This window comes from Clostridium sp. Ade.TY (assembly GCF_000498355.1).
Classification (GTDB): Bacteria; Bacillota; Clostridia; order Clostridiales; family Clostridiaceae; genus Clostridium.
This window is the reverse complement of sequence record NZ_AVSV01000003.1, coordinates 417,508-439,764: the sequence shown is the minus strand read 5'-3', so window position 1 is coordinate 439,764 and position 22,257 is coordinate 417,508. Positions and strand designations below refer to the sequence as shown.

The 22,257-nt window shown below is 27.7% G+C and carries 40 protein-coding genes and 1 tRNA gene; 2 read left to right on the top strand and 39 right to left on the bottom strand.

Going from position 1 to position 22,257, the window contains the following annotated elements; all coding sequences use genetic code 11:
• Positions 1-6: 6 nt before the first annotated feature.
• The 39 genes from O212_RS0102860 to O212_RS0102665 form a co-directional block, all read right to left on the bottom strand.
• Positions 7-363: a hypothetical protein gene (locus O212_RS0102860; RefSeq protein WP_024613655.1), complete on the bottom strand. Its 357-nt coding sequence runs from the start codon at positions 361-363 to the stop codon at positions 7-9.
• A 12-nt stretch (positions 364-375) separates the two neighbouring features.
• A complete protein-coding gene (locus O212_RS0102855; RefSeq protein WP_024613654.1) occupies positions 376-846 on the bottom strand; it encodes a hypothetical protein in 471 nt (156 codons plus the stop codon).
• A 10-nt stretch (positions 847-856) separates the two neighbouring features.
• Positions 857-1,243 carry a minor capsid protein gene (locus O212_RS0102850; RefSeq protein WP_024613653.1) on the bottom strand — a complete coding sequence of 129 codons (387 nt, stop codon included), beginning with the start codon at positions 1,241-1,243 and terminating at the stop codon, positions 857-859.
• The gene (locus tag O212_RS0102845) at positions 1,243-1,626 is read right to left on the bottom strand and encodes a hypothetical protein (protein WP_024613652.1); all 384 of its coding nucleotides are present in this window, start codon (positions 1,624-1,626) and stop codon (positions 1,243-1,245) included. Before O212_RS0102845 ends, O212_RS0102850 begins: the two co-directional genes overlap by 1 nt.
• Positions 1,626-1,952 carry a hypothetical protein gene (locus tag O212_RS0102840; RefSeq protein WP_024613651.1) on the bottom strand — a complete coding sequence of 109 codons (327 nt, stop codon included), beginning with the start codon at positions 1,950-1,952 and terminating at the stop codon, positions 1,626-1,628. Before O212_RS0102840 ends, O212_RS0102845 begins: the two co-directional genes overlap by 1 nt.
• Positions 1,953-1,954: 2 nt before the next feature.
• Positions 1,955-2,317, bottom strand: coding sequence for a hypothetical protein (locus O212_RS0102835; RefSeq protein WP_024613650.1), 363 nt, complete (start codon positions 2,315-2,317; stop codon positions 1,955-1,957).
• A gap of 37 nt (positions 2,318-2,354) precedes the next feature.
• A complete protein-coding gene (locus tag O212_RS0102830; protein WP_024613649.1) occupies positions 2,355-2,603 on the bottom strand; it encodes a hypothetical protein in 249 nt (82 codons plus the stop codon).
• A gap of 14 nt (positions 2,604-2,617) precedes the next feature.
• Entirely contained in the window at positions 2,618-3,523 is a 906-nt protein-coding gene (locus tag O212_RS0102825) for a hypothetical protein (RefSeq protein WP_024613648.1), read from the bottom strand.
• 23 nt (positions 3,524-3,546) lie between these two features.
• Complete coding sequence (locus O212_RS0102820; protein ID WP_024613647.1) at positions 3,547-4,149, bottom strand: hypothetical protein; 603 nt, start codon at positions 4,147-4,149, stop codon at positions 3,547-3,549.
• A gap of 92 nt (positions 4,150-4,241) precedes the next feature.
• Positions 4,242-4,775 carry a hypothetical protein gene (locus O212_RS0102815; RefSeq protein ID WP_024613646.1) on the bottom strand — a complete coding sequence of 178 codons (534 nt, stop codon included), beginning with the start codon at positions 4,773-4,775 and terminating at the stop codon, positions 4,242-4,244.
• 16 nt (positions 4,776-4,791) lie between these two features.
• Positions 4,792-4,983, bottom strand: coding sequence for a hypothetical protein (locus O212_RS0102810; RefSeq protein ID WP_024613645.1), 192 nt, complete (start codon positions 4,981-4,983; stop codon positions 4,792-4,794).
• A gap of 4 nt (positions 4,984-4,987) precedes the next feature.
• A complete protein-coding gene (locus tag O212_RS15870; protein WP_024613644.1) occupies positions 4,988-6,631 on the bottom strand; it encodes a phage minor capsid protein in 1,644 nt (547 codons plus the stop codon).
• Positions 6,615-8,126 (bottom strand): phage capsid protein, encoded by a 1,512-nt coding sequence (locus O212_RS0102800; protein WP_024613643.1) that lies wholly within the window; start codon positions 8,124-8,126, stop codon positions 6,615-6,617. Before O212_RS0102800 ends, O212_RS15870 begins: the two co-directional genes overlap by 17 nt.
• Positions 8,127-8,128: 2 nt before the next feature.
• The gene (locus O212_RS0102795) at positions 8,129-9,478 is read right to left on the bottom strand and encodes a terminase (protein ID WP_024613642.1); all 1,350 of its coding nucleotides are present in this window, start codon (positions 9,476-9,478) and stop codon (positions 8,129-8,131) included.
• The gene (locus O212_RS0102790; protein ID WP_024613641.1) at positions 9,471-9,896 is read right to left on the bottom strand and encodes a terminase small subunit; all 426 of its coding nucleotides are present in this window, start codon (positions 9,894-9,896) and stop codon (positions 9,471-9,473) included. The genes O212_RS0102795 and O212_RS0102790 overlap by 8 nt, the downstream gene beginning before the upstream one ends.
• The gene (locus tag O212_RS0102785) at positions 9,889-10,182 is read right to left on the bottom strand and encodes a hypothetical protein (protein ID WP_024613640.1); all 294 of its coding nucleotides are present in this window, start codon (positions 10,180-10,182) and stop codon (positions 9,889-9,891) included. The genes O212_RS0102790 and O212_RS0102785 overlap by 8 nt, the downstream gene beginning before the upstream one ends.
• Positions 10,183-10,236: 54 nt before the next feature.
• A complete protein-coding gene (locus O212_RS0102780) occupies positions 10,237-10,521 on the bottom strand; it encodes a YjcQ family protein (RefSeq protein WP_024613639.1) in 285 nt (94 codons plus the stop codon).
• 51 nt (positions 10,522-10,572) lie between these two features.
• A complete protein-coding gene (gene dcm / locus O212_RS0102775) occupies positions 10,573-11,583 on the bottom strand; it encodes a DNA (cytosine-5-)-methyltransferase (RefSeq protein WP_024613638.1) in 1,011 nt (336 codons plus the stop codon).
• A gap of 227 nt (positions 11,584-11,810) precedes the next feature.
• A tRNA-Asn gene (locus tag O212_RS0102770) sits at positions 11,811-11,886 on the bottom strand.
• 255 nt (positions 11,887-12,141) lie between these two features.
• The gene (locus O212_RS0102765) at positions 12,142-12,615 is read right to left on the bottom strand and encodes a DUF722 domain-containing protein (RefSeq protein ID WP_029699133.1); all 474 of its coding nucleotides are present in this window, start codon (positions 12,613-12,615) and stop codon (positions 12,142-12,144) included.
• A gap of 58 nt (positions 12,616-12,673) precedes the next feature.
• Complete coding sequence (locus O212_RS0102760) at positions 12,674-13,429, bottom strand: hypothetical protein (RefSeq protein WP_024613636.1); 756 nt, start codon at positions 13,427-13,429, stop codon at positions 12,674-12,676.
• 172 nt (positions 13,430-13,601) lie between these two features.
• Positions 13,602-14,084 carry a Holliday junction resolvase RecU gene (locus O212_RS0102755; protein WP_024613635.1) on the bottom strand — a complete coding sequence of 161 codons (483 nt, stop codon included), beginning with the start codon at positions 14,082-14,084 and terminating at the stop codon, positions 13,602-13,604.
• Positions 14,081-14,335, bottom strand: coding sequence for a hypothetical protein (locus O212_RS0102750; protein ID WP_024613634.1), 255 nt, complete (start codon positions 14,333-14,335; stop codon positions 14,081-14,083). The genes O212_RS0102755 and O212_RS0102750 overlap by 4 nt, the downstream gene beginning before the upstream one ends.
• Before the next feature lie 82 nt (positions 14,336-14,417).
• Positions 14,418-15,131, bottom strand: coding sequence for a hypothetical protein (locus O212_RS0102745; protein ID WP_035278956.1), 714 nt, complete (start codon positions 15,129-15,131; stop codon positions 14,418-14,420).
• 34 nt (positions 15,132-15,165) lie between these two features.
• On the bottom strand, positions 15,166-15,561 hold the full coding sequence (locus O212_RS0102740) for a hypothetical protein (RefSeq protein ID WP_024613632.1): 396 nt from the start codon (positions 15,559-15,561) through the stop codon (positions 15,166-15,168).
• A 12-nt stretch (positions 15,562-15,573) separates the two neighbouring features.
• Complete coding sequence (locus O212_RS0102735) at positions 15,574-15,918, bottom strand: hypothetical protein (protein ID WP_024613631.1); 345 nt, start codon at positions 15,916-15,918, stop codon at positions 15,574-15,576.
• Positions 15,918-16,664 carry a DUF4373 domain-containing protein gene (locus O212_RS15865; RefSeq protein ID WP_024613630.1) on the bottom strand — a complete coding sequence of 249 codons (747 nt, stop codon included), beginning with the start codon at positions 16,662-16,664 and terminating at the stop codon, positions 15,918-15,920. The genes O212_RS0102735 and O212_RS15865 overlap by 1 nt, the downstream gene beginning before the upstream one ends.
• A gap of 9 nt (positions 16,665-16,673) precedes the next feature.
• Complete coding sequence (locus O212_RS0102725) at positions 16,674-17,576, bottom strand: DUF1351 domain-containing protein (RefSeq protein ID WP_024613629.1); 903 nt, start codon at positions 17,574-17,576, stop codon at positions 16,674-16,676.
• 12 nt (positions 17,577-17,588) lie between these two features.
• Positions 17,589-18,284, bottom strand: a complete 696-nt coding sequence (locus tag O212_RS0102720; protein WP_024613628.1) for an ERF family protein — start codon at positions 18,282-18,284, stop codon at positions 17,589-17,591.
• 11 nt (positions 18,285-18,295) lie between these two features.
• The gene (locus tag O212_RS16815; RefSeq protein ID WP_173391475.1) at positions 18,296-18,466 is read right to left on the bottom strand and encodes a hypothetical protein; all 171 of its coding nucleotides are present in this window, start codon (positions 18,464-18,466) and stop codon (positions 18,296-18,298) included.
• Between the two features lie 18 nt (positions 18,467-18,484).
• Positions 18,485-18,649: a hypothetical protein gene (locus O212_RS16635; RefSeq protein WP_160166401.1), complete on the bottom strand. Its 165-nt coding sequence runs from the start codon at positions 18,647-18,649 to the stop codon at positions 18,485-18,487.
• A gap of 106 nt (positions 18,650-18,755) precedes the next feature.
• Positions 18,756-18,926 carry a hypothetical protein gene (locus O212_RS16810; protein WP_173391474.1) on the bottom strand — a complete coding sequence of 57 codons (171 nt, stop codon included), beginning with the start codon at positions 18,924-18,926 and terminating at the stop codon, positions 18,756-18,758.
• 3 nt (positions 18,927-18,929) lie between these two features.
• On the bottom strand, positions 18,930-19,115 hold the full coding sequence (locus O212_RS0102695) for a hypothetical protein (RefSeq protein ID WP_024613627.1): 186 nt from the start codon (positions 19,113-19,115) through the stop codon (positions 18,930-18,932).
• A gap of 14 nt (positions 19,116-19,129) precedes the next feature.
• Complete coding sequence (locus O212_RS0102690; protein ID WP_024613626.1) at positions 19,130-19,309, bottom strand: hypothetical protein; 180 nt, start codon at positions 19,307-19,309, stop codon at positions 19,130-19,132.
• Positions 19,310-19,320: 11 nt separating this feature from the next.
• Positions 19,321-19,506 carry a hypothetical protein gene (locus O212_RS0102685; protein WP_024613625.1) on the bottom strand — a complete coding sequence of 62 codons (186 nt, stop codon included), beginning with the start codon at positions 19,504-19,506 and terminating at the stop codon, positions 19,321-19,323.
• Entirely contained in the window at positions 19,506-19,766 is a 261-nt protein-coding gene (locus O212_RS0102680; RefSeq protein ID WP_024613624.1) for a hypothetical protein, read from the bottom strand. The genes O212_RS0102685 and O212_RS0102680 overlap by 1 nt, the downstream gene beginning before the upstream one ends.
• A gap of 40 nt (positions 19,767-19,806) precedes the next feature.
• Positions 19,807-20,625, bottom strand: coding sequence for a phage antirepressor (locus tag O212_RS0102675; RefSeq protein ID WP_024613623.1), 819 nt, complete (start codon positions 20,623-20,625; stop codon positions 19,807-19,809).
• 2 nt (positions 20,626-20,627) lie between these two features.
• Positions 20,628-20,945 carry a hypothetical protein gene (locus O212_RS0102670; protein ID WP_024613622.1) on the bottom strand — a complete coding sequence of 106 codons (318 nt, stop codon included), beginning with the start codon at positions 20,943-20,945 and terminating at the stop codon, positions 20,628-20,630.
• A 5-nt stretch (positions 20,946-20,950) separates the two neighbouring features.
• Positions 20,951-21,157 (bottom strand): helix-turn-helix transcriptional regulator, encoded by a 207-nt coding sequence (locus O212_RS0102665; RefSeq protein WP_024613621.1) that lies wholly within the window; start codon positions 21,155-21,157, stop codon positions 20,951-20,953.
• 224 nt (positions 21,158-21,381) lie between these two features.
• Between O212_RS0102665 and O212_RS0102660 the strand changes: the two genes are divergently transcribed.
• Positions 21,382-21,729, top strand: coding sequence for a helix-turn-helix transcriptional regulator (locus O212_RS0102660; RefSeq protein ID WP_024613620.1), 348 nt, complete (start codon positions 21,382-21,384; stop codon positions 21,727-21,729).
• Between the two features lie 20 nt (positions 21,730-21,749).
• Entirely contained in the window at positions 21,750-22,217 is a 468-nt protein-coding gene (locus O212_RS0102655) for an ImmA/IrrE family metallo-endopeptidase (protein ID WP_024613619.1), read from the top strand.
• Positions 22,218-22,257 lie beyond the last annotated feature (40 nt).

The window sequence follows — 22,257 nt, the reverse complement described above, 5'->3', positions numbered from 1 at the left end:
CATTGATTATTTTTCTTCTTTTTGAAATCGCTCCATTTCTTTTTTACCTATTTCCTCAATTTCTTCAAGTTCTAAATTTGATATAGCTGCCATTATGGCATTAGCTATTGTACTGTATGAATCTAAGCTTAACTCTAAGCTTTCTATATACTCAAAAGCTTCTTTAGGTAATGAAGCTTTTATTATTTTTTCTAGTAATTCTATATCATCATTTTTACTTTTATCTTTATTTTTTTGATAAAGATTGAATATATATATAGCATTATTCTTGCTATTATTTATTTTATATTTATGATCTTCATCTATTTCTAAAAGTGGTCTTTCATTTGTTATTTTATTCATTATGTTATATACCTTTGCCATTATCTATACCTCCTAATGTCCTGAACCTGATGATACTGTTGGTCCTGGTGTATATGTTGGTTTTCCATCACCTTTTAAATCAAATTCAAGTGGGGCAACCTTTGTACTATCATCTCCACCTACATTTTTAACATCAATTACACAATCAAATGCAAGCTTTGAACCATCTGGGAACTCTATTTCTCCCTTTGTACTACAATCTAATCCGTCTTTCCAAGCAACACTTGCAACATAATCATTACCTGGATCACCTACATTTCTTTTTCCTTTAAGAGATACTGAAAATGCTTTTCCTGTCATTAAATTTCTAGCCCATCCCATTGTATCCATTGGAGTCCAATCTTGAACTTTGCCATCTATTTTTATACCAAAGTTCTCCATATCGGCTATAGTTTGCATATCTTGCGATTGGCTTTCCTTTCCTTTTGTTCCTATCTTAAATTTAAGATTATATACTGGAAATACTCCTGTAAATCCTGCCATAATATATTACCTACCTTTCATGTATTATATTTACTTCTATCACATATTCATATATACCGTCTTTATCTGTTCCGACACTTATAGGTTCGCTAGTTCTCATATTAAAATCTATAACTCTCTTTCCTCCTATAATGGAATCTTGTCCAAATAAAGCGTTATATACTTCTTGTGCTTTTTGTTCTGCTATATTAGCATTCTTTCCCCAATGTATTAATATAGAAATAGCCTTAGTGGAATAACCTGTATTTGCTAATCCTCCTAAAGCTATATGACTTCTTGGCCCTCTTATACTATAAATACCTATGCATTGTTCCTTAGTACCGTCTATCTTTCCTATATACCATTGAGGACATTCTATTTTACTTTTTAAATATTCTCTTACTTCACTTAGTAACATTACTTTATCACTCCTTTACTAAACATTTTTAAAAAGTGCTTATAAGTATCTGTTACAAATTCTTTGTTATCTCCATCAACATAAGATTGCATCCACTTCCCTTGTGCATTTACATTTTTATCTTGCCTAAAGTTATACTCTGGATGCCAATATAACCTCCTTGCATATGGTGTATCAAAAATTATAGATGTTACTCCAGAATCTATTCTTGATAAATCAACAAAACCACTTCTTTCAAGTTCTCCACTATCTTTAGGAACTACAGCACTTGTTTTTATATCACTTAAAATATTTTCTGTAGTTTCTTCTAAGGCTTTATTTTTAGCATTTATTAATGTATTTATCTTTGCTCTATCTAATTTTATTGTTACTTTTGATTTCATTAAATGAGCTCCAATTCAGTACTAAATACAGAACCATCTGGATTTCGTGGTCTTGATGATTTATAAATATCCTTTTTAAGTTCTCCAATTTTAATATATCCTTCTATTAATTTATTAGGATAAATATCCCCTTCAACAATAACTTTGCCTGAAAGAGTTACTAACCTTCTTTCAGCATCTAAAGTTTGCTTACTCTTTTCATTATAATTACATAATCCTTCATAAATTAAATCTTCTAATGGTTCACCATCTTCATTAATAAATGTTTGATAGACTTTTACCGGAGTATTTAAAATCCATTTTGGGAATGGTAACTTAACACCCATACTTATAGCCTCCTACTATTTAAACCAGTTTGAGATATATAATTAATTACCTCTTTAGTTGTAGTTATTCCATTTACAATACTTCCATTAAAACTAACAGATGTACTTCCAACGCTATAACTACTTAAAGGCATATTAATAAATTCACCATATTGCTCTATAAATTCTGCTTGTAGGCATATTGCTTTTTTAATTTTATCTTGTTGAAATGGAGATAAGTTTTTAAATTCTATTCCGATTATTCTGTTATAAGTTAAAGTATCAATCTGATCTGATGCTCTTTCTAATCTATTCTCTAAGTTATCATCATCAATGATTTTACCTTTAAATTCTTCTTTATAATATGAACTATCTACATAAGCCATATTTTCACATCCTCATAAAAAAAAGAAGTCCTAAATTCTAAGACTTCTTTAATTCTTTATTTTCAGCTTTAAGCTTTTTGTTTTCTTCTTTTAATTTCTCATTTTCTTCTTCTAATACATCTAATCTATCTTTTACCTCTTTATGTTTTTCATATGAAACTGACTTTCCTGCTCCATACTCTATTGTATTTCCTTCATCATCTAAAATATCATAACCTTGCTCTTTATAATATTTTTTTTGAACTTCATCTATTGTATAGACTTTATTACCTTTACTTGCTTTCATTTATATGCTCCTTTCTAACCTTCTGCTTCTGCATTAATAGCAATACCGCAAGCCTTATTTTCTATTAAGAAAGTATCTGTGTAATATCTATTTTGATAAATATATTTATCTGCTGTTCTACTATCTGTACCAGGAGTGAATACCTTCATATATGCGTATTTATCTCTTGATATAACACAACTTGGATGAACTAATATCATATTAATTTGCTTTGCATCTCCTGCAGCAACACATCCATTTGTAAAGTCATATTTTGTTTTCATTCTTGAACTTGGAACTTTGATAATAGTTACATCATCTAATGAATACACTCTTCTATCTATATTTCCGTTATTTTTATTAACATCAATATTTCTTGTTAATCCCTCTGCATTTTTAAGAAGCTTATTAATAGCTGGTATTACATAAAGCAGTCTACCTTCACTTGGAACACCTGCATCATCCATCTTTTCCATTTGGTCATCAAACCACTCTAATATATTCTTAGTTGTAAGAACTGTATTATCAATAACAGCTCCATTAGCTTTATATGTTTTAGCTTCTGAATAAAGTTTAGAATATCTATAACTATCCTTTTCTGGAATAGCTTGTTCTTCCTCAAATACATTTTGAATATTTGCCATTTCAAGAACTAAATTTGATTCGTCAATATCCATTGGATCTATTGGAATTTCTATATCTCTGTCATGTGTTAATTTCTTTGGTTCCCAATCATTAGAGAAACTTCCTGTATTAAACCCTATATTACTTCTATTATGGTCCTTATAACCACCTACTGTTAATCTTGGTAATTTAATAGTTTGTGCATTAATAAACTTAACTTGTGGATTAGATTGAGTTAATGCATAAGATGTTAACTCCCTTGAATATTTTTGTTGTAAATTTCTTTCAAACTGTTCAGCATAACTTATTACTGCCATTTATATCACTCCTAATCTTTTTATTATTTATTTCCAAAGGCTCTTGCTAATGCATCATCAATATTTCCTTTTTGTTTTCCACCATCAGCACCTATTTTAAAGCCTTTGTTTCCATCTTCATTATTCTTTTGTTGTTCTCCTTTAAAGCTTGGATATTTCTCTAGAACCTTATCAATAGCCTGCTCTATTGTAAGTTCATCAGTAACCATAGCTTTAGCAAGAATAACAACATCATCAACAGAATCAGCTATAACGCCTTTAGATAAACAAGTTACCTTTGTTTCAGCATTTAAAGCTCTTTCTTCTGCTTCTTGTTTAGCCTTTTCTGCATTAGTCAACGCTTCATTTTTCTTTTCATCTTCTGTCTTTTGACTTTCTTTCCAATCTTGATATGCCTTAAGTTCTTCTTTAGATAATTGCCCTTTCCTTTCTCTAGCAACTCTTTCTTTAATTAACCTATCAACATCAGCTTGAGTAAAAGTTTTTTCTTCTGGTGGATTTCCTTCTGTTCCTTCATCTTCTCCATTACCTTCTGATGAATTTCCTTCCCCACCATTTCCTGCTCCATCATCAGCAGCTAAATACATTCCTAATCTTTTTCTTAAATTACAATTTACTATAAACATAAATACCTCCATTTATAGCCTGTCGGCTGTTAATTCCATGCATAGTTTAAAGTCTTAAGCAAGTTTTGGACAAAATAAAAAAAGCCCTATTTCTAAGACTTTTTTAAAATATTATTTATTTTTTCTTCTAGATTTAATACTAATTCAAATTCTCCATCTGTAAAATTCTTAATTTTTTGCTTTCTTAATAGCAAATAAAATATATTATATAAATCAAATATATCCAAAACTATTTCTTTATCAACATAGTCTAACAGTTTTAATTTTACTTTATCAAATTCTTCACATTTTATACCTTCAAATTTAGAATGACTATAAGAACTTAAACAACTTGTTCTAGATTCATTTTCTCTTCCTTTTTCATTTAAATTTTTTATTCTTTCATTAAATCCACTGTTATCTATTATTGACTTATTAAATAATATTTCTTCCTTTAAGAATATAGATATAACTTTTTCTATCTTTCTAAAATCTGATATCTTTTTTTCTTCTAGTTTATCATTATCTAATTTAATCTGATATTTTAAAGTTTTTTTATTTACAAAGTATGTGCTAAAAGCTCCAACTATAGCTCCAATCAATGCTCCGCCTATCCCAACAATCAAATTAACTATATTTTCATTCATATAAAATAATCTCCTACTATATAATTTCTATATATTTTATTTCATTTTCATACAATTCATAACCTATTCCCTTAACATCTAATCCTATACTATCAACTTCTGGTTCATTATCCAAAGCTTGAGTATAGTCAATGCATTTTCCTTTAAAAACCTTACCGTTTTTACAAATAACTTTTATATATTTATCTACATATTCCCATAACCTCATAAAATCACTCCCTTCTCATGGGAACTATATGTGTTCCTTTCTTTGAATAATGCACTTTAAATCTATTTGTAATTGTTTCTTTATTTGTTCTATTATTAACTTCTACACCTATATCTTTATTGACTTTGATAATTTCTTTATTATCCCATTCATTATTATAATTAAGCCTTATTTCACCAGTACCAGCATAATTATTAATAAGTTCTTGAGCTTCTTCTAAAGATATAGTTAAATAACTTCTACCTTCAATATAATTGTTATGCCCTAATATATGCTTTCCTTGCTTTCCAACTTCTATTTTTAAAGGTTGATTAGTTTTTATATATTCTCTTGTTTCTTTAATTTTAGCATTCAGAGCCTTTTGCTTCAATACTTCTGCTTTTATATTGTCATCTTCAATATTTAATCCTGCTCTTGCTTCTTCTCTATTATAATTTCTTCTAAGTTGCTTATTTTCTTCTATATGCTTTCTTAATACATTTTGAAGTTCTTTTACTTTATTATGTGCTATATTCTTACTTTCTTCATCGCAAGTTCCAGCCTCAAATCTCTTCCATTTTCTAAGTTGTCTTTCATAATATCTTTGCTTTTGTTCCTTCTCATAAAGCTTAATAGCTTCCTCACCATCTGGAACTGCTGGAATTCTAGTTATGCCTGGAAAGTATGTTATTAATGTGTGTCTACAGTTAGGATGTAAGAATCCTTTTCCTACAGCCTCACTTAATAATGGATAATCTCCATCCTCTTTAATACCATGAGAAAATATATCATCAATCAATACTTTTCCTTGCCATGGTCCACACATCTTACAAGTATTAGCGTGTGCACTTACAACTACTAAATGTATTCCAAACTCATCTCTTTTCTTACCTTCACCTAAAAATGTAGCTCTTTGACTTGCTGTTCTTAAACACATTTCTGCATAACTAGCAATATTAACTTGTTTACCATCTTTATAAACTATACTATTTATCCCTTTGTCTAAGAAATCTTTAGTAGCCATATCTACAGATTGATTTATTGTCTTAGTGCCACTCTGTAAATACACATGGGTTTTAAATATAGTTTGTCTATAAACATCATCCATTTTTCTTAAAACAGAATATTGAGCCTTTTTTAAATCATTAGTAACAGTTTCTTGTAATGCATTAAGTTTCTTTTCATTGACACCAAAGAAATTAGTTTCTCTAGGAGGTGTACTCTCTTTTCCTAACTCATTTGCTATATATCCTTTAACTGTTTGAGTTTCTTTTATATCTTCTGGAAACTGTACCTTAACCTTATCAACTAAATCTTCTACATACTGTTGACCGCTAATAAACTTATCTTCTAATTCTCTATCTATAGCTTCTTGAATAGGCTTATTATAATTTTCAACTATCTTTTTATTTCTTTTTCTGTACTTTTCTAGTTCTCTAAGTTTAGTACGTTGCCATTGTTCCCAATTAAAGCCTTCTTCTTGCTGTTGTTTTTTGTGAAAATAAAAAGCCTTATGCATAGAAGATATTAAAGCAAGTTCCATTTCCTCAAATATCTTTCTTATGTCATAAGACTTATCTCTTTCTTTTTTATGATCTTCTAATATTTTTTTCTTTGTAATACCTTCCAGTACTTCACTTAACTTTGATGGATTATTCTTCTTGTCCATCTTCATTAACCTCTGAATTTAAATCTTCATCATCTACTGACTTAGGTTCATCAGCTTCAAGATAGCCATTCTGTTCCTTTATCCTATTAATTTCCTCTTCCTTTTCCTTATCAGTCCATGTATCTCCATACATTTCCTCTATACATTGCTCTATAGACATTACTCCATAACTTTTAGCCTTACCTACAGTTTCTACTACTGCATCAAAGCTAGGACTTGCATATTCCCCAAAAACAATACTTACTTCATATTCTCCAGCATTTCTTTTATTTAATATATCATTAGTTTTTAAAATTATATTAACTAACTGTGGTATAACTTCTGTTAAAATATCAACTAATTTTCCTCTTGTATATAGAGTAGTCTTTTCCTTTTCTCTTTGAGCTTCTGCATTATCTGTTTTCTTAAGGTCTATCCCTAAAGTACTTGGACTTACTATACCTTGTAAACACATATCAACAGCATTAGAATAACTTTCAACATAAGCTTCATATCTTATTTCAGCTTGTTTCATTTCTATTTCATTCTTTGCACCTTCTGATTTATCGCAACCAACTGCTATGAACTTATTATCAAAAGGATTAGGCTTTAATTTCATTCCGTTATTGGGATTATAAGGTATTAAATCCTCTGGTATATATTTTTGTACTCTTCCATCTCTTATTGCATCTATCCATTGAGATATAACTTCATCTAATGCATCAAATGAATCTGACTTAGTATCAAATATACTTTTACCTCTTCCCACAAACTTAGGTGATTTAAAAAACATTAATGGTACTGCCATTATAAAATCACCATTATATATTACATCTGCAAGTTCCATAGTTTCATCTAATATATTTAAAGAAACTTCATTACCATTACTATCATATAAATTATAATTAATATATCCTTTCCCATAGGTTTCAGCTAATTTATATTGTCTATTATTTTTAGTATAAAAAGTATAGAATTTTATTTCTTTTAATCTTCCTCTTTGAGTTATATATTCTACTTTATCACCATCAAAAAACTCTATTATAGGATAAGGAGATATATCAGTATCAATAGATAACTTAAAAGCTCCATCACCACTAACTAAAGTCGTAGCAATTATATCTCCTAAGTTATCATCAAACTTATTATCTTTTCTTATTTCTTCCCATAATGTATTATCAGCTTCTCCATTAACTTCTATATTATCTAAGTCAGACACAACTATATCACTTAACTTATCAGCTATCATTGCAGGTAATCCACTATGTATTTTTCTTATACTTAAATCTTCACTTGGAACAGCACTCCAAAACCTAGCTTTATTTACTGGATCACCACTTACATTCTTGAAAAATTGATCCAGTTCATAAGGTTCACCTCTATACCAAAGCTTATTCCTAATTAAATTAGTTTCATATGTATAAGCTTCTTGTATAGTTATAGGATTTGTTAATGCTGGTTGAACATTTAAATATTTAATTGCTGCTTTAGTTAACATACTCTTAATCCACCCCATTTCTATTCCTCCTTATAGTCTCCTATCATCTTCCTAAATGGTATCCAAGCATACTGACAAGAGTTAATTGTATGGTCGTTTACATCTTCTGGCTCGTATTTATCTTCTTTCCATGAATAACACCCCAACTCTCTTATATGTTCTTTGCAAGTATCTACAACATAATAAAATATTTTGCCATTAACATTTATCCAACCTAACATTAAATGTATTCTATCTAGTATAGTTACTTTCTTATAAGAGTTAATAAAGTTATACATACATGCATTAGTTCTCTTAAACTTCTTAAGCTCTGTTATTGTTGCTTGGTCAGCACAATCTATAAATACATCTCTAGCAAATCCCCAGTTCTTTCTATTCTTCTCTAAAAATTTAAAGAACTTAGGGGCTATATCACTAGGTGCTAAAGGTATTTCTAAATCTTTGTTATTATATACCTCTTCATCTAGCATTAATAACTCTTTCTTATCTGTAATACCTAAGAAAGTAAATGCAAATGTATCTGGACTATTCTGTGAATATGCTGTATCAAGTCCTGCTGTAAATTGAACAAATTTCATTCCTTTAGCTTTTTCTTTAGATATAACATTATTCTTTCTTTCAAAGTTAGAGAATATAAGTCCTGTTGCTCTACCTCTAAGACCTAATATTTTATTCTTATAAAGCTTTGTACCTTTAGGAGCACTTGTCTTTTTCTTCTCTATATCTTCATCAGATAAACTTGCATTATCATAAAAAGAAAAGAACCAATAAGTCCAATTAGGCTTTGGTTCCGATTTTAATTGTTCCATTATTTCTTTTGGAACATCACTCTTATATTTTTCTAATGGTCTACAACAATTAATAAATTCATCATATATAGGTAAATTAGGATCATCAGGATTAAGTGTCATCATAAGATAATCATTTCTAGTACATATTTCTCTTACAAACTCAATACTAGCTGTATTAACCTCATCTATAAGTACACATCCAAATTGAGAACCTAAAGCCATCTTCCATTTATCTACGTTATCATAACCTAGAATATATATGATTTTTTCTCCATTATTAGTTTTATACCTTATATGAGGTATTTTATTATCTTTATCTCCATTACCGTTATATCTAACTAAATCACCAAATACATCAGTAATTCCATACTCTTTTTGTATTATATTCTTTTCAGCAACACCAGTCGTTTTAGCTGCTATAACATGCATTTTCTTAGTAGATTCTGCAACCATCAACATAAACTTAAGTATTCCTACTGTTGTTTTTCCTGCTGCTGTTGTTCCTTCTAGCGCTTCTACTGGTGCTCTATATTCTAAAAAATCTAAATATTTATCAGATAATTTATATTCATCACTCATTTCTATTTCTTTCCTTTAGTTGTCCTAATATCGAATCTAATTTAGCTGTTGAATTAACACTTAAGTTTGTATCATTCTCAATCTTATCAACAAATAACCTATATCTTTTACCTAATAGCTCTGCTGCTTTAGTTCTATCTTGAAGAGATGCATCCAATCCAAACTGGTCTTTTTCTTCTCCTCTCATAACCTTTGTGAGGTACTGGAGAACTTCTTCACCTTTTGCTATTCTCTTTTCATCTAAGACTTTTATTCTTTCTTCTATATATGATTTAACACTAAGTTTTTCTAAGTTTTGACTTCCTTGCACATTAGGCTTTTTATATCCTGCCCTTCTTGCTGCTTCTGTTGCATTCCCTAATTCAATATAATAATCTGCAAATGCTTTTTGTTTTGGTGTAAGCTTCTTATTATCCATCTGCTCCACCTACTTCTTTATATATTTCAACTAATTTTAAAAGTATTTCTTGTTGTTTAAAATCACTTAATATTTCTACTTTAACTTTAGAATACTTATTAGGATCTTTCTTATCATCTGGATACATATTGTTATAATCTTCAACATCCATTAAGTGAAATAACTTATATACAGTACATACATTTCCTGTATTTTTGCTTACAAATTGTTCTCTATTCACTAAGTATATATATCCATAAATATTTAATCCTTTTATTAACTTATTTATTTTACTTTGTATATTCATTATTTCACCTTCTTTCTAAAATAAAAAGAACCCTCATGTCGAGAGTTCTAAAATCTATTTGATCCAAAACTTAATTTCTTTTAACCCTTTATAAGCCTTAGCCCAAGCACTATTTTCTTTTAAGAAATTTTCACCTTTTTCTGTAAGCTCTACATTTCCTTTAAATAATCTTGGTCTACCTTCATCATAATATACGTTCGAGATATATCCTTCTGTTTCTAAAAAACAAATCTGATTATCAAATATATCCTGTTCTACATCAAATATTTCTTCTGTTATAGGAAATTTACTAGAATCTATTTCTTTTAATATTGCATATCTTATTTTTTTCTTATTCATTTTCAACACTCCTTTATATATATTTTATAAAAAAGTATATTGACTATCAAATCAATACAATATATTTCTTAAACTTTCTATTATACTTTCTGCAACCTTGATGACTATACTATTACCAGCCATTTTATACATTTGTGTATCTGTCATGTCTTTGCCATAATAGAATTTATCCTCTAAAGCTTTTCTAACCTTCCAATAATCAGAATCATTAAATCCAACTAAACGCCAACATTCTAACGGAGTTAATCTTCTAACTCTACATTGAACTATTTTAGGAATACTATCAGCTCCAGTTACAAGAGTAGGACTTGCACCAAGTTCAGAAAATACTCTCTTATTCATCTGTCTTAATTTTGGATTATTAATATCTCCAACTTTAATAAGTCCATATTTACTTGGCTCCTTAAAGTTATTTATTCTTTTATGAACATTGTTAGTAAATTCTTTAATATACTCATTATCTTTACAATAATATTTTTCTTGTATTGATTTTTCAGTTATACTCTGTAAAGTTACTAAATTATCAGTACCTTCTTTAAATTTAAAATTCCTTTTATCTACATCTTTTCTTATACTAACAATGAAAATTCTTTCTCTAGAATGTGCTGAATTATAATTTATTCCATTTAATACTTTCCAATAAGAGTTATATCCTAATCTATCTAATTCTTTTATTAAGTTATTAAAATCATCTATAAACATCTTACTAACTAAGTTTTTTACATTCTCAGCAATAGCAACCTTAGGCTTACTTTCTTCTATTATTCTTAATGCTTCAAAAAGTAATCCACTTTTAGTTTCACCTTTTATTATTCCTTTACAACTTCCTGCTAAACTAATATCTACGCATGGAAATCCATATGTTATAAGATCTGCATATTTGCCTTTAGCTTCTACAATATCTCCTAGATTTTTTTCTTCTGAAATATTATGTAATATGCTATATGCATAACTTGCATATTTATCTTTTTCACAATAATTTATTATTTCATAATCAATATTTTTGTTAAAAATCGCTCTTTCAAAAGCTCCTATACCACTAAATAAACTTAAAACTTTCATCAAATTAATTTCTCCTTTAATTATTATTTGGGTTAATATATTTACACACCTTAACCATAACAATAATTAAAAAAAGAACCTAGACTAAACTAGATTCTTTAGTAAACTTACTAATAGCACTTGTAATCCCTATCAGTAGTCTTTATTTTTTACCTAACAGTATTGAGGAACTGTAACAAACCTATCCTTAGTTTTTCTCTAAGATAGCCGAGGTAATTCGACTAGATTGGAGGAGATAGAGAGACTTGAACTCTCGCCACATAGGTTAACAGCCTATCGCTCTACCAACTGAGCTATATCTCCTTAATGGTAGGAACTTAATCCTACCTATGGGTTAAAAGGGTATTGAAATTTATGAGAGGAAGGTAAAGGACTCGAACCTTCTTTAAGCATTTCCTACTAATGACCTTCCACGTTGCAGGGAACTTAATCCCTGCCTAATATAAAAACAAGGAGGCTTCACGCAATGAACTGATTCTTCAACCTGTCCACATCTATATTCTAGCACAACATTTTGGGTATTTGTTGGGGGTAAATTGGGTATAAATTGGGGGTGTTTTATATTCTAAATTTTTCTTGCTTACACCTATCTATAAATATAGTTTTACCTAATTTAGTTATTGCATCATGCCTTATTTCTTTTCTTACATAATCTACATTAAATCCTAAAATAGATGCTACTTGATTCCATGATAAAGTATTTCTATTAGTATATTTAAACTCTATTAACTTTCTCTCACTATCATTCATTCTTTCTACTGTACTATCTATTTGATCCTTAAGTGTTTTCTTATTATTTAATTCTATTGATAATCTTCTTATTTCTTTTTCTTTATTTATTACTTCATTCTCTACTGCACTATTAAATTTATTAGTTGCTTGTGTTCTTTCTTCATATCCTATAGCTCCACAACCTTCATAATTATTCTTTATATTATTTATTTCTAATTCTAAGCATCTTATTTCTGCTTCTAGTTGTGGATAACTATAAAGTATTGCTTCTGTTTTTCTGAATATATTCTTATCTATCATTTAATCACCTACTTCTTAAACCTAAAAAACACTATAATATTTTTATATTATAGTGTTTTTATATTTTAAACTTACTATCTTTTATATTTTTAATTTTTATATTATCACTATCTCTAGAAATTAATTCAAATTCATTTTTATCAAATTGTATTATATTATCTTTTATTGATATAATATTAGATGTCAAATAACCATCATTAGATGAAACTAATATAACCTTATTATCAATCTCTTGTTTATCACCTGGAAATATAGCTAATGTAGATCCAAATCCAATAAATATAAGTGCTATTCCTAATAAGATAATATTTATTTCAAATATGCTTATAATAATTTTAGGAATATGTTTCTTATCATTAAATATTTTATTTAGAATTTTTCGTCCATCCTCTAAATGCTTTTTATTTAAAATATATATAACTTTTATAAGTATAATCAACAAAAATAAGCTCATAGATATACCTTGAAGATATATAAAAAATATATCTAATTGCTCACAAACACATGAAATAACACTAATAAAAAAAACTGAAATTAAAAACATTATTATTTTCTTTGTTTTAATTTTATTTATTATATAAAACAAAATTAGAAACACTGAAAGTAAAAAATAAACTAATATAAAATCCATAATTTTAAAATCCACAATATTAAATATCATTTTTAATGGTATCCCTAGAGTATTCATATATCCATACTTTAAGAAAAATATCATGATATAAGCAAAACCTATACTAATACTAATTAATATTCCTAAATCTAATATATTATTAATATTCCTAACTTCGTTTTTAAGCCATTTAAATATTTCCATATTAACTCTCCATTTTACAAAATATACTAATATTATAATGCTAAACACTTTTATATTCAATTTTTAAAGAACTACTTTAATTCATAAAATTTAATTTGATTATACAAATTTTAATTTCTCTATATTATGTATTATCTTAAACCATGTAAAATAACAATATTTTTTCATTAAATTATTTACTTAATAAAAAAAATCTTTCTAACTCATATCTAAATCTAACTTTCTTTTTAACTCCTTCAATTTCTATTCCATTTTCTATACACCATTTAACTGGAATACTCTTTCTCTCTGCCTTTGTTACGAACTCTTGTACATTTTCTACCTTAACAGTATAAATCTTCTGTAATGGCCTAAAATTAAACATAAAATATGGTTCTATGTTTTTATAGTTACTTGCCTTTAACATCTCTTCTAATTGTGTCTTTCTTATCCCACTTAAAGGAATACTTACCCCGTTATAGCTCTTAAGTTCTAATAAAAATAATTTATTCTCTGCAAATACTTGAAAATCACAAATATTATGTGCTTGAAATCTTACATTCTCATTTTTAGTGCCTTTAAAATTAGCTGTACCATCTTTGAATCTATATATAAAATACTTTTCTGGAATTGATTTTTTAAAATCTTCCTCAAATCTTTTTCCTTCATTCTTCAACTTACTACACCTGCTTCTAACATTTCTTTAGTTACATCTATCCATTGTTTATTAACTCTTACTTTAAGAACATTTTGATTATGATCAATTACATCTGCTAATTGAATACAAGTTTCGTATTTATCTAAATCTAATAAAATATAATTTTTATATATCTTTTTTACTACGCCTATATGCTCTATTGAATTTCTATTACGCCCCATTCCATCTTTATGAATTAACTTTACTTTATTTCCTTCTTTTAATTTCATATCCTCACTTCCTATTTATCATTTGATTTTCATATGAGAATACAGTTTTAAAACTGTACCCTCATACTTATATATTTCCTAATTAAGCTATTATTTTAATATTTTCAACTTCTTTTAATTCTTCTTCTAAATACTCTTTTATATTTTTAATAGCTTCATTTCTCCAAGCTCCACCATCTGCTTCATATATTGCTGCACTTGGACCTTCTTTCATTCTAAATATAAATTTACTAATTGGTTGTTCTACTTCTGGAAATGTTCTATAAGGTGCTAGACTTACTGGATTAGGTACTATAGCTTGTCCTACACTTGCTACACCAGTTTTAACTGTTACTTGTTGACTTACTCCATCATCACCTATACTCTTAACATTTTCATCTTGTACTAGTCCTGTATATTGTAATAATGCTTTTTTATCTCCTGCATCTACAAAAGAACTTTGTAACATAATATTAAATCTCTCTGTATCTAAAAATCTATCATATTGAACGTTGCTTGGTAGTATTGCTTCTGCTTCTACAAATAATTCTCTTTTTCTATCTTCATTTAATGGACTAAATAACTTAACTGTTTCATGTGATGCCACCTGTATTAATAATTCACCTTTTAACTTATCTACATTTCCTTTTATATAATCAACTAATCCTGTAAGTGTTGATACTGTAAGAGCATTTGCTACTGGTTCTGTAACTCTACTTAAACTAACTCTTGAATATGTTCCTTGTGCTAATTGAATTATTGGATCATCCTTTTCTCCTAAGTTTACTAAATATTCCATTGCTTCTTTGTTCATCATTTTATTTTCCACCTTTCAATTTATATAAATTTTATTATTTTACTAATTTAATACCTTCTAAGTTTATAGGTTCTTTTTCTTCTGCTGTTGTAAGTATTTCCCCTGTTTCTTCATTTACTCTCATAGCACTTTGTCCTGGTACTTGTTTCTTATATTCACTTGCTAATATTCCACCTTTTCCATCTGTTCCAATAACAATTTTTGTTGATAATGCTTTACTTGGTGCCAACTTAGGTTTAGCCACAATAGCAACTTCTGCTAAATCTCTAGACTCATCTGCAACTAATGTCATATCTATAGTTAATTTTCTTTTTACACCATAATCAGTATTTGGATCTGATATATTTTCTAGTACCTGTTTTAAAGCTATATTTACCTTTTCTGCTAATGCTCCACCTGCAAATGTTTCTAAATTAATCATGTTTTCCATCTTAAATACCTCCTATGAAATTTCAAGTTCATTTCTAAGCCATACAAGCTTAGATCTTAAAATTTCTATTTCAACTTTTATATTTTCCATTGAACTTTTGCAAACATAGTAATCATTATTTGCAATATCTCTTTCTAATCTTAATCTTGATATTTCTTCATCACCTCTAGATAAATCTCTTATTAAACTAATTTGAATCTTGTCCATTTTTAAACTAAATATCTTTTTTGCTAATGCAATTCTATAAACTCTTTCTGATTCAGCCTTCTTAAGTCCTAATGTTTTTAGCTGTATATTCCCTTTAGTTAAAGCAGCTATACACATGTCTAACTTATCCATTAATTCATCAGGATTCATTAAATCACCTCTATTCTTTTATTTAATTCAACCTGTAATTTAGGCACATACTTAGAAAGAATTATATTTCTTTTAAAGTCATCATTAGCTTTTATACTTATTACAGATTCTTCTTCATTTATTTCTGTATCTATAAACCATGTTTTATATCCTACATCTCCAACTAATTCATAAAGTTTTTGGTGAGTTGGGGTAGGAAGGATTAGAGGAGGAAGTTTTTGTTCTTCATCCTTTTCCTCTTCTTTAGTTTCCTTTACTTTACTTTTCTTTTCTTTACTTTGGGGATTAATGTCGTCATTAACTTCAATTGGAGTAGAGTTATTGTCAACAATAATTAAGTTTTTGTATACATTAACTGTTTCATCATCTAAAAGTAAGTATTTTTTATCAATTTTCACCTTCTGTCTACGACCAACTGCTTCTAAAAATCTACGTTGAATACCATCAGATGTAAGTATATGGTATTTTTTATAAGTATTAATGTTGAATAAACCCCACTTAATACAGTCATTAATGATTGCATTAACTTCATTAATGTTTACATTAACTCTCTTTGAAAAAAGTAATTGTTCTTTTTCTGTCCACTCATAGAAATACCCATTTTTATAAATTTTCATAAAAAGTTTTATTACTATAGCAAAACCTTTGATACCATGTTGAGCTTCTATAAGTGCTATTTTGTCATCTTGGTCCATATCTACATCTAAAGGAAAATAATCTAATCCTGTTTTCTGTGGTCTTGCCATATCATCACCTTACTTAACCTTTCCTTTATTATGAACCTCATAATCATATCTATTTTCTTTTAAGAATTTGCTTAAAGCTTGGATCATATTCAAATTATGTTCTACATGAATATCTACAAAAAATTTATCTTCTTTAACTTCTTTTTTAAGCTCTTCATTCTTCTTACTTGAAAAATCTAAAGGCACTTGAATAGATTCTTTTTCTTTCTTAATTTCTTGCTTAGTATTATTTTCTGCATTTAATATAATTTCATATTGTTTATTTATTTCATTTAAAATCTTTTCTAATGGATAATCTTTTAATACATAAACTTTAAATTTTTCATAATCTAACTTTGTATTTATAGTTTCATTTACTCTATCAATTTCATTTTTAACTGCAACTTCAAGCATTTTAATTCTTGTTTTTTTATCTTCCTGCTCTCTTTTAAGCATCATTGCTCTCATTTCAACATCTTCTTTAATGCTTTTTATACTTCCAGTTAATTTTAAATAACTATCTTTTAAATCCAATTTATATGCAAATTCTTTTTCTAATTCAAAGTCTTTTATAGCTACATTAATTATTTCTAATACTTTTTCTTTCTTTTCTTCTCTGCGTTTATCATCAAATACCTTTATTCCTTCTTTTATTGGTTTCTCTACATCTGATATAAGGCTAATAAGTTCCTTACAACTACCTTCAAAATCCTTTATAGGTGCTTCCATTTCTCTCTTAATATCTTTTCTATAATTATCTATCTTAGTCCTAAGACTTGCTAAATCTCTTTGAGTTGCTTTACAGTCCTTTAAGCCTTCTTCTGTAACTATAATCCCCTCATATTTTTTCATTGTTTCTTGTAATGATCCTTTAACTTCATCAAAGTTCATTGTTATTACTGGTAACTCTTTATTTATTTGTATCTCTTTCATTTCTAAACCCTCCTAAAAATCAAAGTTTTCCTCTTCTTTTTCTTTCTGTTCTATAGCCTTTTCTCTTTCAACTTCTTTATTCTTTTGTCTCGCTTCTTCATCAGCTTTTTTCTTCTTTTCCTCTATCTTTGCTTTCTTTTCCTTAAAGCTTTTAAGACATTCATTAAACATGTCATTTGTTATATCTTCAACCTTCTCAACATTAGCCCAAGCCAAGAAACTCTTAATATCTGTTTTTGTTTCTGATATTAATTTATTTATAGTGAATACATGAGCTTTGCTTATTTTTTGACTAGCAAATGCTGCTTCCTCATCTATTTCACCGGCATCTATTACATCTGATTCTGCTATTTCAAAAGCCATCATATATAAATATCTTCTAGCAAAACTTTGTGTTCCTCCAATATTTTGTATAGTGCTACATCCTTTTAATTGTGCTACTTCCACTGGTGTACTCCACTCTCTTTTAATATCCGGATTATCTGAATCTATTACATAAAGAAACGATTCTTTTTCACCATACTTAAATTCAGTGTAAAGTCCTATGTTATTGCAAATTTCATTTATATAAGGTAGAAAATCTCCTAGTTCAAAATACTTATAGTTTGAATACTTATTATGTCCTGTTTTCTTTAGGTCCTTTTTTTGAAGTTCTACCCTTGCTTTCTGTATCTTTTGAAATATATTCAATTTCTTTTCTTCTGCCATTTATACCCCTCCTAATCATCTGATAACTTAGTTAAAAAATATAATTTATCTTCATCACTGTTATATTCAATTCCATCTAAGTAAAAACTTGGATTTTCAACATCATAAACTTTATAGTTTGATTTATTAAATTCTTTAATCTGTGCATTTATAGAATTTATTAATATGTCTAAAGCACTCATAATAACCTCCTAAATGTGTTATAATTTACTTGAATGTTTTTCAGTGCTTTGGTTGTTTTGGTCGACGCCAAGGCACTTCTTCTTTTCTTCTTCAATTAAAGCTTTATAATCTTCACCAGTTCTCTCGAATTTAGCTTGTACTATATTTGAAAGCTCTATTGCAATTTCTAAAGCATTTCTCATAAACTAATCCTCCAAAGTTATGGTTTTTATAAAACTTTCCCTTTCTTTCTTACTCATTCCTAAACCTAAAAGACTTCTTATAAACTTAATCACTCTTTATCACTCCTTAAACTTCCACTAAAATTCTAGCGTTTTTACCTTTTCTTTTTGCTATTTTTCTTTTGTAAGCTTTGGTCTTATAATACATAACTGTCTTTACTTTTATATTTTGTTCTTTAGCTATTTGATATATAGTTCCCATACATAATAGCTCTTCACCTTTATATAAGGCATACATACTTTATTCCTCCTTATTTATTTCATCTAAGACATCATCAATATCTTCATCACTCCATCTTGCAGGTAGTTCTCCATATAAAGGTACTTTTTTTATAATCTCATCACATAATTCTTTGTGAGGACATTCTCTGCAATAAAAAGTATTTTTACAACACTCACGCATGTTTTCTATCTTTTTTCTTTCCAATTTAATTTCTCCTTTTAGTCAGCTAAGATAAAAATTTTATCTACTACCTTTCCATTAACTAACTTCTTAAATTCATGTGTTTTATTTCCTTGTGGATCTTGTCCCATTCCCGCATACTTCCAACCTTCAATATTTCCTACTTTATTTGAAAGTATCTTCTTATGTTTAAGTGTCAAACTCTTTAATCTTTTCACTTTCTTCCTCCTTAATATAAAAGTACTACTGGATTAGTAAATAATATAAATCCTGTCAATCCACTTAAAGATATTATTAAGTACTCTATTCTTTCTTTTCTATTGACTGATGTAATATACTTACTTGCTGCTATACAGAATGTTATTATCTGTAATAAAGCTACTATTGATATTATTAGATACTTCATTAAGTTCATTAATCATCACCTATCCTCTTTACTACCTCAACGTTATTAAAGAACCAATTCAATGCAAATATTCTTAATTCTTCATAATCTAATACTTCTTCATCATCAATTTGCTCTAAGAATTCCTTTTCTTCATTTCCTATTTGATATATATCAATCCATGGATATCTCTCATCTTTTTCAAACGAAATTCCACTTATTTCTACAACTTCTATACTTGTTGTATTTATCTCTATATTTGTATCTGTTGTTTTAATTTTTTTACTCATTTAAATTACCTCCAATTTTTATCCAAAATTTATATAACCATTAATCATACTTTTCAATAGTTGGTAATACACCTTCTGATTTTAATAATTCATAAATGAATAACCTTCCTTTTTGTGTCCACTTTGTATTCATTTTTATATCTAATCTTCCATCACTTCTAATAATCTCTTGAGTTTCAGAAGCTGTATACCCTTTACCTTGATGATTTCTATATAATAACCATTGATCACTTTGTTTATATTGCACTTTTAATTCATGCAACATTTTATTTAACGCTTGTCCAGACATTCCATAGTCTTTTGCAATTTGAGTTATTGTAACCAATCCAGTATTTTTTAAGATTTTATCTGTATAATCAGCTCTTGGTTTAAGTTCACCTATTATTTGAGTTTGTTTTTCATTTATTTCATTTAAAATTCTATTCTTTTCTCTTTCTTCTTTTAACTTTGTTGCTGCTGCAATAAGTAAATCTGGATTATCTAATAGTTCATCTGTTGCATACATACCATTCTTTCTTATACTTGGTAATATTTCTGATGTAACCCATCTTTTAAACTTCTTTGTATTGGGTAATTTGCTAGAAATTATTAAACTATAAAGTCCACTTTCGTTTATTATTGTTAATTCTTGCTTTCCTCCAAGGGTATCGCATTTTGCTACCCCCTTATCTTCTTCATCAATATGCTTTCTTATCGCATCATTAATATTTTTATATCCTAATCTTTCTGCTACATCTTTACCTACAAACCAAGGTTCTCCATCCTTGTTTAAAACTCTAACTTGTCCAAATTCTGCATTATTAAAAATTTGAATTTGTTTTCTTACTAAATCAGTTCCTTTTCTTAAAACCTGTTCCATTATTATTCCTCCTTAAACTTTTCTAATATATTTAATCCTTCAACTCCAAAACTTGAAATTTTCAATATAAACTTAATTAATTCTTCTTTTTCACTTTTTAATTTATTAATCTCATTTACCAGCATTCTCCTTTCATAAACCGACATAGGATTTTTATTAAAGTTTTCTATATTTACTATTTCCTCTAATGCATATCTAGGAGTTGGAATATTAGGATTTCTAGTTATAATTCCATCCTTTTCATATCTATATATAGTTCTACTATCTAAGTCCCATCTTTTTGCTAATGTTTCTCTACTTATCATCACTTGATTTTCCATATTAATTACCCCGTAATCTTAAGATCCTTAAAAATATCATCTATTTTACAGTTATAAGTTTTTGCCATTCTTGCAATTAGTTGAGCACTTGGATTTCCCCACCCTTGCTCAATCTTATAAAATGTACTTTTACTTATTTTTAATGCTTCTACCGCTTCATCAGTTTCAAGACCTGCATTAATTCTTCTTAACTTAATTGGCGTTATCTTCATTTGTATCACTTCCTTATGATTAATTTATTTTGTTAGGTGATTAGCTTGTCTTAGCTTGTCTTTATATTATCGCAAAATGTGATAATAATAAACTTTTATTATATCCTATATTGCGATATTTTTAAATATTATCCTATTCTTTCTTCAATTTTCTTTAATTTTCTTAAAATTCCTATTGAATTTATCCTATTTTGTGATAATATTATCCTTAAGAGGTGATTAATTTGTTAGGTGATAAAATTAAAAACTTAAGAAAGAATAAAAGCTTAACCCAAATGCAACTTGCTGAAAAAATAGGTATAGCACAATCAACATTAGGTATGATTGAAAGTAATAAAAGACCTGCTGGAAGAAAAACTTTAATTAAATTAGCTGAATTTTTTGATGTTACAGTAGATTATTTACTATCTGAAAATACTGATGAAGAAAATATTCCTAAAGAAGAAAAATCTTATAAAGAAAAAGAAATTGATACAATAGCAGCGCATTTAGAAGAAAAAAATTTAACTCCTAAAAAAGTTAAATTATTAAAAGATTATATTGATGCTCTATTTGATGATGATGAATGGTAATCCTAAAGGGGGATTTAAAATTGACATATGATGAATTATTGATAGAAGCTACCAAAGATGGTTTAAAAATAAAAGAAAAACCTTTATCTTTAGGATTAAAAGGTTTATATAAAAATGGAAAAATAATAATTGACAAAAACTTAAAGACTAATAAAGAACGTAGATGTATTCTTGCTGAAGAAATCGGACATCACCAAAAAACTTATGGAAATATAATAGATGAAAGTGATATTTCTAATAAGAAACAAGAAAGAATTGCTAGAATATGGGCTTATAAAAAATTAGTTGGACTAACTGATATAATAAGAGCCCATAAATATGGTGTTAAAAATAGATTTGAATTTGCTGAATACTTATGTGTTACAGAAGAATTCCTTGATGAAGCTCTTTCATATTATAAAGATAGATATGGATTATGGTATGAGATTGATAATTATATTATAAGATTTAATCCACTAGGTGTACTTGAAAAATTTCAGGACTTCTAGTGATTATTTATAAATCAATAAGAACATATATTCGATAAGG

Bases quoted from the DNA above. Each gene is read 5' to 3' on its own strand.
- O212_RS0102860 (WP_024613655.1), bottom strand. From the start codon at position 363: ATGGCAAAGGTATATAACATAATGAATAAAATAACAAATGAAAGACCA.
- O212_RS0102855 (WP_024613654.1), bottom strand. From the start codon at position 846: ATGGCAGGATTTACAGGAGTATTTCCAGTATATAATCTTAAATTTAAG.
- O212_RS0102850 (WP_024613653.1), bottom strand. From the start codon at position 1,243: ATGTTACTAAGTGAAGTAAGAGAATATTTAAAAAGTAAAATAGAATGT.
- O212_RS0102845 (WP_024613652.1), bottom strand. From the start codon at position 1,626: ATGAAATCAAAAGTAACAATAAAATTAGATAGAGCAAAGATAAATACA.
- O212_RS0102840 (WP_024613651.1), bottom strand. From the start codon at position 1,952: ATGGGTGTTAAGTTACCATTCCCAAAATGGATTTTAAATACTCCGGTA.
- O212_RS0102835 (WP_024613650.1), bottom strand. From the start codon at position 2,317: ATGGCTTATGTAGATAGTTCATATTATAAAGAAGAATTTAAAGGTAAA.
- O212_RS0102830 (WP_024613649.1), bottom strand. From the start codon at position 2,603: ATGAAAGCAAGTAAAGGTAATAAAGTCTATACAATAGATGAAGTTCAA.
- O212_RS0102825 (WP_024613648.1), bottom strand. From the start codon at position 3,523: ATGGCAGTAATAAGTTATGCTGAACAGTTTGAAAGAAATTTACAACAA.
- O212_RS0102820 (WP_024613647.1), bottom strand. From the start codon at position 4,149: ATGTTTATAGTAAATTGTAATTTAAGAAAAAGATTAGGAATGTATTTA.
- O212_RS0102815 (WP_024613646.1), bottom strand. From the start codon at position 4,775: ATGAATGAAAATATAGTTAATTTGATTGTTGGGATAGGCGGAGCATTG.
- O212_RS0102810 (WP_024613645.1), bottom strand. From the start codon at position 4,983: ATGAGGTTATGGGAATATGTAGATAAATATATAAAAGTTATTTGTAAA.
- O212_RS15870 (WP_024613644.1), bottom strand. From the start codon at position 6,631: ATGGACAAGAAGAATAATCCATCAAAGTTAAGTGAAGTACTGGAAGGT.
- O212_RS0102800 (WP_024613643.1), bottom strand. From the start codon at position 8,126: ATGGGGTGGATTAAGAGTATGTTAACTAAAGCAGCAATTAAATATTTA.
- O212_RS0102795 (WP_024613642.1), bottom strand. From the start codon at position 9,478: ATGAGTGATGAATATAAATTATCTGATAAATATTTAGATTTTTTAGAA.
- O212_RS0102790 (WP_024613641.1), bottom strand. From the start codon at position 9,896: ATGGATAATAAGAAGCTTACACCAAAACAAAAAGCATTTGCAGATTAT.
- O212_RS0102785 (WP_024613640.1), bottom strand. From the start codon at position 10,182: ATGAATATACAAAGTAAAATAAATAAGTTAATAAAAGGATTAAATATT.
- O212_RS0102780 (WP_024613639.1), bottom strand. From the start codon at position 10,521: ATGAATAAGAAAAAAATAAGATATGCAATATTAAAAGAAATAGATTCT.
- dcm (WP_024613638.1), bottom strand. From the start codon at position 11,583: ATGAAAGTTTTAAGTTTATTTAGTGGTATAGGAGCTTTTGAAAGAGCG.
- O212_RS0102765 (WP_029699133.1), bottom strand. From the start codon at position 12,615: ATGATAGATAAGAATATATTCAGAAAAACAGAAGCAATACTTTATAGT.
- O212_RS0102760 (WP_024613636.1), bottom strand. From the start codon at position 13,429: ATGGAAATATTTAAATGGCTTAAAAACGAAGTTAGGAATATTAATAAT.
- O212_RS0102750 (WP_024613634.1), bottom strand. From the start codon at position 14,335: ATGAAATTAAAAGAAGGAAATAAAGTAAAGTTAATTCATAAAGATGGA.
- O212_RS0102745 (WP_035278956.1), bottom strand. From the start codon at position 15,131: ATGATGAACAAAGAAGCAATGGAATATTTAGTAAACTTAGGAGAAAAG.
- O212_RS0102740 (WP_024613632.1), bottom strand. From the start codon at position 15,561: ATGGAAAACATGATTAATTTAGAAACATTTGCAGGTGGAGCATTAGCA.
- O212_RS0102735 (WP_024613631.1), bottom strand. From the start codon at position 15,918: ATGAATCCTGATGAATTAATGGATAAGTTAGACATGTGTATAGCTGCT.
- O212_RS15865 (WP_024613630.1), bottom strand. From the start codon at position 16,664: ATGGCAAGACCACAGAAAACAGGATTAGATTATTTTCCTTTAGATGTA.
- O212_RS0102725 (WP_024613629.1), bottom strand. From the start codon at position 17,576: ATGAAAGAGATACAAATAAATAAAGAGTTACCAGTAATAACAATGAAC.
- O212_RS0102720 (WP_024613628.1), bottom strand. From the start codon at position 18,284: ATGGCAGAAGAAAAGAAATTGAATATATTTCAAAAGATACAGAAAGCA.
- O212_RS16815 (WP_173391475.1), bottom strand. From the start codon at position 18,466: ATGAGTGCTTTAGACATATTAATAAATTCTATAAATGCACAGATTAAA.
- O212_RS16635 (WP_160166401.1), bottom strand. From the start codon at position 18,649: ATGAGAAATGCTTTAGAAATTGCAATAGAGCTTTCAAATATAGTACAA.
- O212_RS16810 (WP_173391474.1), bottom strand. From the start codon at position 18,926: ATGTATGCCTTATATAAAGGTGAAGAGCTATTATGTATGGGAACTATA.
- O212_RS0102685 (WP_024613625.1), bottom strand. From the start codon at position 19,506: ATGAACTTAATGAAGTATCTAATAATATCAATAGTAGCTTTATTACAG.
- O212_RS0102680 (WP_024613624.1), bottom strand. From the start codon at position 19,766: ATGAGTAAAAAAATTAAAACAACAGATACAAATATAGAGATAAATACA.
- O212_RS0102675 (WP_024613623.1), bottom strand. From the start codon at position 20,625: ATGGAACAGGTTTTAAGAAAAGGAACTGATTTAGTAAGAAAACAAATT.
- O212_RS0102670 (WP_024613622.1), bottom strand. From the start codon at position 20,945: ATGGAAAATCAAGTGATGATAAGTAGAGAAACATTAGCAAAAAGATGG.
- O212_RS0102665 (WP_024613621.1), bottom strand. From the start codon at position 21,157: ATGAAGATAACGCCAATTAAGTTAAGAAGAATTAATGCAGGTCTTGAA.